Source organism: Nostoc sp. DedQUE08 (genome assembly GCF_034530895.1).
GTDB lineage: Bacteria > Cyanobacteriota > Cyanobacteriia > Cyanobacteriales > Nostocaceae > Nostoc.
Genome location: NZ_JAVRCD010000127.1, coordinates 1 through 3,391, shown reverse-complemented (window position 1 = coordinate 3,391; position 3,391 = coordinate 1). Strand labels below are relative to the sequence as shown.

General features: G+C 39.3%; 6 protein-coding genes. All 6 read right to left on the bottom strand.

Features of this window, described 5'->3' with window-relative positions:
* Nucleotides 1-15: 15 nt before the first annotated feature.
* Entirely contained in the window at nucleotides 16-450 is a 435-nt protein-coding gene (locus RMY64_RS36565; RefSeq protein ID WP_322702674.1) for a hypothetical protein, read from the bottom strand.
* A gap of 9 nt (nucleotides 451-459) precedes the next feature.
* The gene (locus RMY64_RS36560; protein WP_322702673.1) at nucleotides 460-795 is read right to left on the bottom strand and encodes a hypothetical protein; all 336 of its coding nucleotides are present in this window, start codon (nucleotides 793-795) and stop codon (nucleotides 460-462) included.
* A gap of 38 nt (nucleotides 796-833) precedes the next feature.
* Complete coding sequence (locus RMY64_RS36555; protein ID WP_322702672.1) at nucleotides 834-1,064, bottom strand: hypothetical protein; 231 nt, start codon at nucleotides 1,062-1,064, stop codon at nucleotides 834-836.
* Nucleotides 1,064-1,639 (bottom strand): hypothetical protein, encoded by a 576-nt coding sequence (locus tag RMY64_RS36550; RefSeq protein ID WP_322702670.1) that lies wholly within the window; start codon nucleotides 1,637-1,639, stop codon nucleotides 1,064-1,066. The genes RMY64_RS36555 and RMY64_RS36550 overlap by 1 nt, the downstream gene beginning before the upstream one ends.
* A 98-nt stretch (nucleotides 1,640-1,737) precedes the next feature.
* Nucleotides 1,738-2,559, bottom strand: a complete 822-nt coding sequence (locus RMY64_RS36545; protein WP_322702669.1) for a hypothetical protein — start codon at nucleotides 2,557-2,559, stop codon at nucleotides 1,738-1,740.
* On the bottom strand, nucleotides 2,559-3,391 hold an 833-nt coding region (locus tag RMY64_RS36540), incomplete at its 5' end, for a hypothetical protein (RefSeq protein WP_322702668.1). The genes RMY64_RS36540 and RMY64_RS36545, both read right to left, overlap by 1 nt.

Genomic DNA, 3,391 nt, shown 5'->3' with positions numbered 1-3,391 from the left:
TGAATCCCCAGAGGGTTACTCATCTTGCTGAGTCGTTTCTTCATACTCGCGAATCTTAAAATCAGTATCGCGTTGCAAGAACCGCTGAATGTCCCTGGTGTAAAACAACACTCGTTTGAATTTGTGGTCAATTTTCTCATTTAATTGACCTAATACCATCTGTACAACATCTTTTCGATTCACATACTCTTGAATATGCAAAGCTAATGTCCTATCAATCTCACGAATTTTTTCAGCATTCCTTGCTTGTTCTTCAAGGGTTTTTTCAATTTGAGTAATTGAATTTGAAATTTTATTCATCTTGCTGATGACGGTAACAGCAACACCAGCAAGAACGGAAGCACTAACAAGAATCCCTAAAAATATGCCAGTGCTTTCTAGAGTTAGTGTTATTCCTGGGGAGCTACTAGAATAATTGGTAACAGCTATTATTGGCTGTGCAGTAGTCATTGTTTAAAATTAGTTATCTGCAAATTCCCATATCTTAAAAGTGCAATCTTGGAAATATTTTGGCACTTCAAACGAAACTTGATAGTCACTTGGAAAGTGCAAAAAATTAATAATTACTGGTGTGTAAAGAGAGATAAAGCGAAATTCTCCAAGTGCTAGCCCTAACGAAAACGGTACTGGAATAGCTTGATTTAAATAACCAGCTTTATACCAATTTGGTTTGGCTGTGGCACTAAATACTTGAACTGCCACAATTGAAGACAAAAAAAGGTGAGAAGGCTCAAAAGCTGCTATAGGTTCAATGATCCTCTCACCTGACATCGTTGCATTTTTAGTGGAATCCATAATTAGATTCCACTTACTTGCATCATTAAACTGAGTCACTACAAGACTCCTGCTGTTGTCAAATTATTTTCAACTGTTAGCAAATAATCATCAATACAAACTCCGGCAACTTCCAAGCAATCAATATAATCTTGGAAGGAAATTTCACCTTTGGTAAATCGAGTATTAGCTAAATGGGTGATTTCCTCCCGCTTGATTAAATCGCTTATTTCTTCTTGGGAGACTTGAGGAGTTAGAAAAATTTCGCACTTAATCAAATCTACAAGCATTAGAATTTTTCCGGAATAAAAGACACAGCTTTAGTTTCCCCAGCAGCAGTAACAAGCCCAAGAATAGCTGCTTTTTGGTCGCTGTAAGATGGTTGTGCTGTAATTGCGCCAAATGGGAAAGTATAACCTGTATCAGCTTTAGTTTTATAAGGACGACCCGTTAACTTGCTGGTTACAGAAGTTGGTGTCGTTCCGGTAATATTTCGACAAGAAGCTTTAGCCGGTTTAAGTTCTCTAGCAACAATATCGTTACTATCTACAGCAGCTATTCCTAATGCTGCTGCACTGAGTCCAAATAGAGAATATTGTCCTTGCGCCCTGTTGGACATACGAACTATATATTCATCTGTTGATGCTACGGGCAAAGCAAAAGGTTTTATAGATACTGCAACAATTCTTCCTGGATTTGATGATGCCGATCTAGGGTAATCAATATCAATTTTTCCCGCTTTCCAATCTTGGTATTTTTTTAATGGAGTGCCTGCTGGTGCATCTGGCACTACTCCATCTTCTCCCGATGAAGTTGGGCGAAGATATTTTAATGCGGCATCTAAATTGTTAAATCGTTTAGCCATTGCTGTTCACTACTCGGTTGTACTTTATACATCCTGTATAGCATCGGATAAAGCGGACAGAATTCGTGTCGATCAGTATACTTGTTTCCATGAAAAAACTACGCAGCATTCACCCTTTCAATCACCGAGCGTAAGGCGCTTTCTGGAGTTGACACAAGGTTAATAACTGTCTGGCGTCCATTTAGAAATAACTGAGCGTGACGAAAGCGAACATCTAGGACAGGGCGTTTTACAGGCTTCTTGACCTGCCGCCCATATACTAAATGAGTGCCTGGATTGCTGGGATAAAGTTTGTCAGTGTCCAAAAAGTCCACATTGGTACTATCAAATGGGTGTCCCTGGATCTGAAGTACATTACGCGCCAGTCTTTCACCCTCGGTTTTTGATTTGACTAAAAGCCGCAGATCGTAACCTCTATCAAAATCTTTGTAGTAATAGTAGTGAATACCTTTCTCCCAGACAAAGATAGGAGTAGCGAATTCTCTTTTGATATCGCGTGCCATTTCTTCAGCTTTAGCACGGGTGTAGGTTTGGGCTGATTCATTCATCAGCCTGAAGGTAATCTCACCTCGTCCTGGTGCTGTACGGTCTGTATCTATCGTGTATCGCTCACGAAAATAGAGTTTAACCTGTGGCTTGAAACTGACATCGCGCTGATAATCAGCAACAGGAATTCCATAAATAGGAGCTTGCAAAGATTGAGCATGACCTACAGTAATTTCAAATAACCATAAACGTAACTGAGTCATGGCTACAGTATCATTATCATCTAACAAGCAAGCTTGTTTTAAGGCTGGTTTTGGCTTTGAAATATCACCGTCTTCTTGGTTTTTGAAGTACTGCCGGACTAGTTTATTATGGTAAAGCCTGAGCATGTCTTGCAGATGCTCCCAATGATCGAAGTTAGGAGGTAATGGCATTAGTCATCAGCCTCCAAATCGTTATCTAGCAATTCAAGCCCTTTACTAATTTCTTTGGCAAGGTCAAATTCTGCTTTTTTATCCTTATTCTCTTCAGTAGCAATACCGCTCTCCTTCGGTGTACCATCAGAATTTTTATCGCCTTTGATAGCTGATTGAAATTCAGCATTAGAGCTATCAATTTGATTTTTGGCATCAACTATACTTACCGGAACTTGCACTACAGCTTGAATGGTATTTACACCAGCCTCGGTATTATTTAAGAAGGTGAAATACTTATTATGAAAATTTGGATTGGGATGGAACCATTCATAAGCTCGTTCAGCAACAGCACCCCACTTTTTGAGTGCATTACCAATTTTTGCAACATGACTTCCAATGACTTCTAAAGCATTTACTAACGTACTCACTGCGTTGGTTATTGCATTAAAAACATTAGCTGATGCTTGATAAATTCTGTTAGCCATTGCCCATTCTTGGGTTAGCTTGGTGTAATTGTCAGCACCAATAGCATCTTGAATAAGTGTTGTCGTCGTCTTACCAAGAACAGCACCAATATCAATTGGTGTACCATCAAGACCTTTTGGTAATATCAAACCCAAAATTGTATTAATAATGCTTCCAAGCGTCTGACCTAAATTATTGGTCAGCATCAGCGCGTTATGCAATGTGGTTGCGAAAGTTAGTACAGCAAGGGCTTTTTCGACATAAGTATTTTGAGCAACACTCGTTACTAATCCACTAATCCCACCCGTTACCTGTTGACCTAACTTATTATTGATGACGTTTAACAGTGCTAAATTTGCGCCATTCACAACAGCACTTGAAGCGC